The 6,832-nt window shown below is 43.1% G+C and carries 7 protein-coding genes; 5 read left to right on the plus strand and 2 right to left on the minus strand.

Annotated elements, in window-relative coordinates; translation table 11 throughout:
- The 4 genes from ACT3TU_RS13200 to ACT3TU_RS13215 form a co-directional block, all read left to right on the plus strand.
- Positions 1–917, plus strand: a 917-nt coding sequence (locus tag ACT3TU_RS13200; RefSeq protein ID WP_444784472.1) for a flavin reductase, incomplete at its 5' end; no start/stop codon positions are given.
- A 70-nt stretch (positions 918–987) separates the two neighbouring features.
- Positions 988–2,025 carry an LLM class flavin-dependent oxidoreductase gene (locus ACT3TU_RS13205; protein WP_192524255.1) on the plus strand — a complete coding sequence of 346 codons (1,038 nt, stop codon included), beginning with the start codon at positions 988–990 and terminating at the stop codon, positions 2,023–2,025.
- Between the two features lie 65 nt (positions 2,026–2,090).
- Positions 2,091–3,578 (plus strand): aldehyde dehydrogenase, encoded by a 1,488-nt coding sequence (locus tag ACT3TU_RS13210; protein WP_225736964.1) that lies wholly within the window; start codon positions 2,091–2,093, stop codon positions 3,576–3,578.
- Between the two features lie 43 nt (positions 3,579–3,621).
- The gene (locus ACT3TU_RS13215) at positions 3,622–5,358 is read left to right on the plus strand and encodes a BCCT family transporter (RefSeq protein WP_192524254.1); all 1,737 of its coding nucleotides are present in this window, start codon (positions 3,622–3,624) and stop codon (positions 5,356–5,358) included.
- A gap of 91 nt (positions 5,359–5,449) precedes the next feature.
- On the opposite strand, the gene ACT3TU_RS13220 is transcribed toward ACT3TU_RS13215, so the two are convergent.
- Complete coding sequence (locus ACT3TU_RS13220; protein WP_318779314.1) at positions 5,450–5,815, minus strand: cytochrome b; 366 nt, start codon at positions 5,813–5,815, stop codon at positions 5,450–5,452.
- 9 nt (positions 5,816–5,824) lie between these two features.
- Complete coding sequence (locus ACT3TU_RS13225) at positions 5,825–5,971, minus strand: hypothetical protein (protein WP_225736962.1); 147 nt, start codon at positions 5,969–5,971, stop codon at positions 5,825–5,827.
- 244 nt (positions 5,972–6,215) lie between these two features.
- On the opposite strand from ACT3TU_RS13225, the gene ACT3TU_RS13230 reads away from it, so the two are divergent.
- On the plus strand, positions 6,216–6,832 hold a 617-nt coding region (locus ACT3TU_RS13230), incomplete at its 3' end, for a LysR substrate-binding domain-containing protein (protein WP_444784473.1).

Genomic DNA, 6,832 nt, shown 5'->3' on the forward strand with positions numbered 1-6,832 from the left:
TTATGAAACAACTTGATTCTAAAGCTTTACGTAATGCTTTTGGTAGCTATATGACTGGGGTCACGGTGATAACCGCTATGAATAACGACGGCAAACCAGTCGGCTTTACTGCTAATTCATTTACTTCGGTATCACTTAATCCCCCGTTGTTGCTGGTCTGTCCAGCAAAATCTTTATCCAGTTTCGACATATTTGCTAATTGTGAGCATTTTGCGGTTAATATTCTAGGCGAAGAGCAGCAGCATATCTCTAATATCTTTGCTGGCTCCAAAGAAGATCGTTTTGGTCAGATAGAGTGGCATATAGATGATCAAGGTAATCCAGTCATTGATAATGCACTAACTCATTTTTCTTGTAAAACAGATCGCAATTTAGAAGTAGGCGATCATAACTTGTTGATTGGCGAAGTACTGGACTTCTCGACTCGTGAAGGGTTGGGATTAGGCTATGCTTCTGGCGGTTATTTCAGTCTAGGGCTTGAACGCGAAGCGGCAGAGATTAGCACTCAACAAAAACAAGTGTGTGTCGGAGTGATTATCGAGCACGAACGTAAAGTGCTCCTCATCCAAAATAGTGAGGGTAAGCTCACGCTTCCTATAACAATGACTAATGACAACACCAATGCTGTCACTACTATTCAGCAATATTTAGCTGACAGTGCTATTGACGCTCAACTGGGCGCCGTCTTCTCAATATTTGAGGATACTAAGAACAAGCAGGATTATATCTTTTATCGAGCTTTTGCAGAATCATCAGCACCTGAAGGGCTAGGTCATTATGTTGATATTGACCGCTTAGCTGAACAAGACTTTGCTACCCAAGCTATGGCAACCATGATGACTCGCTATGCTTTAGAAAGTAAAAACGGCTTTTATGGCGTCTACGTTGGTCGCGAGGACAGCGGTAAAGTTCATTAAACTTAATATTTTAACAACAATTTTTTAAACCTTTATAAATAACAAAGCACTAACGCAAAGGAGTTGTGTCATGAAATTCTCACTATTTATGCATATGGAACGTATCGATGAATCGCAAAGCTATCAGCAACTTTACACTGATTTTATCGAGCTAGCTAAGATGGCTGATGAAGGTGGCATGCATGCTATTTGGACGGGCGAGCATCACGGTATGGATTTTACTATCGCCCCTAATCCATTTTTGAACTTAGTGGACTTAGCTCATCATACTAAGAATGTCAGATTAGGCACCGGTACTGTTATTGCGCCCTTTTGGCATCCAATAAGACTAGCGGGTGAAGCGGCTATGACTGATATTCTAACTAAAGGCAGATTGGATTTAGGGATTGCTCGCGGCGCTTATATGTTTGAGTACGAGCGTTTGATGCCGGGTATGGATGCGATGGAAGCTGGTGGCCGTATGCGCGAGCTGGTGCCCGCGGTTCAGCAATTATGGCAAGGCGACTATGCTCACGATGGCAAATATTCAAAATTCCCAAATACGACCTCGGCACCTAAGCCTATTCAACAAGGCGGTATACCGATGTGGATTGCCGCTCGCGCTCCGGATAGTCATGACTTCGCCGTTAAAAATAACTGTAACGTGCAAGTTACCCCCTTATGGCAAGGTTTAGATGAGATTGAAAGCTTAATGAAAGCCTTTAAAAATGCCAAAGCAGAATACGGAGACGGTAAAGATCCAAAAATCATGCTTTTGCAACATGCTTATGTCGGCAGCGATGCCAATGAGGTCGCTGAAGCTGCTAAATGCATCAGTCGTTTTTATTGTTATTTTGGCTCATGGTTTAAAAATGAGCGTCCCGTTACCCAAGGACTTATTAAGCCATTAAGCGATGATGAGATGGCAAAGATGCAGATGTATGCACCCGAAAAAATGCTTGAGAATATGCCTATTGGGACGGCTGAGCAAGTTATCAAAAAGCTGAAACATTATGAAGATTTAGGCTATGACGAGTTTGCCTTTTGGATTGACTCTAGTATGACTTTTGAGCAAAAACGCGACTCTTTACGTCGTCTTATTGATGACGTCATGCCAGCATTTGCATAATCTTATCAAGCTAAATTCGCTAGAATTAAGTGATAAATAGTCCGACAAATAATTTGGAGAGAATCATGACTAAACCTCATTACCAACTCTATATCAACGGGGAATGGTGCGAAGGTAGCGATAACCAACGTATGGACAGTTATAACCCTGCAACGGGCGAAGCTTGGGCGACATTTGCCTGTGCTAGTCCTGCTGATGTTGAACGTGCGGTTCGCGGTGCAAAGGCTGCATTAAATAATCCTGAATGGGCGAAAATGACTGCCTCTAGTCGTGGCAAGCTGCTGTATCGTCTCGCTGAACTGGTTGAACAAAACGCTGATGAGTTAGGAAAAATAGAGACGACTGATAGTGGCAAGCTGGCGCACGAAACTGTTGCCCAAACCAAATATATCGGTGACTATTATCGCTATTACGCGGGGCTTGCGGATAAAATTGAAGGCGCAACGCTACCAATTGATAAGCCGGATATGTTTGTCTTTACTCGCCGTGAGCCCATTGGCGTAGTCGCTGCTGTCGTACCATGGAACGCGCAGATGTTTTTGACAGCGACTAAACTTGGTCCGGCCTTAGCCGCGGGCTGTAGCATTATTTTAAAAGCCTCTGAGATAGCCCCTTGTCCCATGTTTGCCTTTGCCAAACTGATTGAGCAAGCCGGTTTCCCTAAAGGGGTAGTATCTGTGATTACAGGCGATGCCCAGAACTGTGCTATTCCGCTAACCAGTCATCCTGATGTGGATAAAATTGCTTTTACTGGTGGTCCTGATGCCGCGCGTCATGTGGTCAGAAACTCTGCCAATAGCTTTGCGGTGACTAGCTTAGAGCTTGGCGGTAAATCCCCTATCATCGTTTTTGATGATGCTGATTTAGAAAGTGCTGCTAATGGCTTAATTGCTGGTAACTTTGGCGCTTCTGGTCAGTCCTGTGTCGCAGGATCGCGAGGCTTTGTGCAGCGTTCTATTTTGCCTGAAATCATCAAGCGTGTAGAAGAAAAAGCTAAAAATATAGTTATTGGCAATCCTCTTGATCCTCAAACTCATGTGGGTCCTTTATGTACTAAAGCTCAAGTTGAGCGCATCAAAGACACGCTTAGCAAAGCTATCTCACAAGGGGCGACTATTCGTTTTGGCGGACAGCCGCCTACAGACTCTACTTTGGTAAATGGCAATTATTTTAGTCCTACCTTGGTAGAATGCCCGAACACCGATATCGAAACGCAAACTATTGAGATGTTTGGTCCTGTGATGTCGTTGGTCGCTTTTGATACTGAAGATGAAGCCATTGCTATGGCAAATAATAGTGTTTATGGCTTGGGGTCTGGCGTTTTTACCCAAAATCTAGCTCGTGCACATCGTGTTTCGCAGCAGATACGTTCAGGCATCTGCTGGGTTAATACCTATCGAGCGATTTCTCCTACGGCACCGTTTGGAGGTTACAACCAATCAGGATATGGGCGTGAAGCAGGTAGCGATTCAGTACTAGAATATACTCGCACCAAAACGACGTGGATTAATATTTCGGCAGAGCCGATGGCTAATCCTTTTATCATGAGGTAATAAATGTAAATGGTTAATTGCATTAAGTTTTAAGGAAAAAACTATGCCTATTCGACCCCCATTAAAAGAGTTAAAGATTAAAACCCATGACAAAGGATTTTATAAAGGTTTTAATCGTATCGTGACGATAACCTCAAAAATCCTAGTAACGCTGGTCGTTATTTGGATTCTGAGCGATATTGAACGTTCTGGTGCTATTTTAGATGCGATGAAAAATTGGTCATACGCCAATCTCAATAGCTATTACACCTATTCGATAGCCTTTTATATATTGGTCTGTTTGACCGCTATTTTATGGCCATCGTTTGGACGCACTAAACTTGGCTCTGATCCTAATGGAAAACCTGAATTCTCTAATTTCTCATGGTTTTCTATGATTTTTGGCGCGGGTATTGGCATTGGGGTATTGACCTATAGTGCTGCTGAACCCATTTGGCACTTAGCAAGTAATCCCGATACCATTATGTCAAAAGAGATAATAATTTTGGCGCTAAATGCTAATGATCTCATATTACCCGAAGGCGTTGATGTTTTTGCTTTTTATCAAGATCAAGTGGCTTCTAATACATTAACGGCTGTAGATGGTGTGGTTATACCCAAGACAGCCGCTGCTTTAGATGGTGCTTTTCGCTATTCGTTTTTGCACTGGGGTATTAGTGCTTGGGCAACTTATTGTCTGGTCGGTATTTGCCTGGCTTTTTTTAGTTACTCTCGTGGCTTACCACTCACCATGCGCTCGGCATTAACGCCTTTATTTGGTAAACATTTAGAGGGACCGTTAGGCAACATCATTGATATCTCTGCAGTGATTGCGACCATATTCGGTATCGCGCAAACCATTGGTATCGGCCTCAGCTCATTTGCTTCTGGTCTTTATAGCATTACTGGTATTGCATGGTTGGTCACTAACCCTATTAATCCTGAACCAACTACAGGCGCTTTATTAGTATCGCTGTTTGTAGTCATGTGTCTATCGATGATTTCGGCTTTGTCAGGTGTGGGACGCGGAGTAAAATGGTTAAGTAACCTTAATATGGTATTGTCATTTTTACTATTAGCCTTTTTCTTAATCTTTGGCGCTACTATGTTTGCACTAGAGATGCTAGGTAAAGGGATTGCTAGTTATGTCGTCAATCTGCCAGCAATGGTGTTTACCGTTTGGGATCCTAATACCGAACTGGGTGGCTGGCAAACCAGCTGGTCTATTTTTTATTGGGCATGGTGGATTGCTTTTGCGCCGTTCGTTGGTATGTTTTTAGCCCGCATATCCAAAAATCGTACCATTCGTGAATTTGGCTTAATTGGTATTGTGGCTCCGAGCCTTACTCTCTTCATCTGGTTCTCTTTTATTGGTGGTACAGGCATTGATTTAGAGTTAAGCGGTATCGCTGGCGGGAAAATTTTTGACTCAGGATTAACCGCGCAGCTGTTTGAAATTATTGGCTTTATGTTAGAGCCTGCAATGGCAAAAATGCTATCAGCAATGGTTGTGGTACTACTATTAACCTATTTAGTCACTTCTGCTGATTCTGCAATGTTGGTTGTGAACATGCTCAACGCTGGCGGCGAAGTCGAGATTGAGAATGGTCAAAAACATATTATTGTTTGGGCCATTGCCCTAGCTTCTGTCATTGCCGCATTATTATTAGCTGGCGGCTTAGATGCTATTACCTCGGCGATGATTATCGCGGCAATACCATTCTCATTCATTATTATTTTAATGGCTATTAGTTTACTAAAGGCATTATTTTTAGATGGCAGGCGATCAAAAGAGCCGTAACGATTAAACACTAAAAAAATCACTGGTATTTTTGATACCAGTGATCTCTATAGACTACTCTTAAAGCGCAGTGGTAGCTCAAATTCTGGTGCTATAACATCCGCGTCAGGGTATCGTCTTTGCGAACATAATGATGGATCAAAGCCATAGCAGTGTGCCCAATGATTAAGGCAGCTAATAACCAAGCCAGTGGTGAATGCAGCTCACCTAGCGTTGCCGCCCAAGCCAGCTCGTCACCTTTAGCCACTATCTCGATACCAAAGGCAGTGACACCATACCCACCTCCCAGCATAACCATGATTCCCGTTAGCGGCATCAATAACATACAAGCGTAGAGAAGGCTATGTCCTGCGGTAACCAGCTTGGCGGTGGCTGGATCTTGCTCAGGGCGCTGGTGACGCTGTGTCGCCACCCAGAGCAGTCTTAGGACTATTAATACTAGCAATAGTATGCCAATAGAGACATGTCAAGGCACCAAAGTCTGTCCAACCCAATGCTCGCCATCACTGATACGATCAGCAAACTTAAGCAGCTGCCATGTGATTAATAGTGCCATACTCCAATGCAAAAATTTGCTAACGCGCCCATAGCGATTTTTAGAATCGATATTCATATATGTTTTCTCTTTATCTAACTGTGCTAATAATAAATTATGCCCATTCGATAATAAGCGTCTCTTTGCCTGCCATACGCTCTAGATAATCGCTGACCACTTTTTAAGGTTTAATCTTTTAGAATAACCCTACTTTACTACCAATGCAGTATGAGAGTAAGAGTGGTAACATTGAATAATTAACAACATAGTGTTGATAATAGCTCAGAACCGAACTAGCAACTCAGATCACTTTGGAGTGTTTATGGATAGAATCGATGCGATGCGAGCCTTTGTAGCAGTAGTAAACGAAGGCAGCTTTAGTCAAGCGGCAAACACTTTGCAGCTCTCCGCGCAGCTGGTGAGTAAATATGTCTCTAGGCTTGAGGAGCAACTACATACTCGCTTGCTTAATCGTACCACTCGTAAAGTGAGCGTGACTGAAGCTGGCAGCCAATACTTTATACATGCGCAGCAGATTTTATTGAGCATTGATGATATGGAGGCGCAATTGGGCGGCTTACAGCAGCTTCCTAAGGGTACGTTGCGGATCAGTGCGCCTGTCTCATTTGCCCTAAAGCATATGGCAAAATTGATTGCTGATTTTCAGGCTCGCTATCCTTCAGTCATCGTTGATCTACAGCTGAGCGACCGAAAAGTCGATATTGTTGAAGAAGGGTTTGATATTGCACTGCGTATTGGACAGCTTGAAAGCTCATCACTTATTGCTAAGAAGATTGCACCTATTCGCGTAATTTTATGCGCATCGCCTAAATATCTGCAAATTCACGGTACGCCCAAACGGCTTGAGGATTTAGAGGCGCATCGCTATTTGCATTACAGCTATATGAATTTAGAAACTAAGGGGCAAATTTTTAAATA

The sequence above is a fragment of the Psychrobacter sp. AOP3-A1-26 genome (assembly GCF_052378235.1).
Taxonomy (GTDB): Bacteria; Pseudomonadota; Gammaproteobacteria; order Pseudomonadales; family Moraxellaceae; genus Psychrobacter.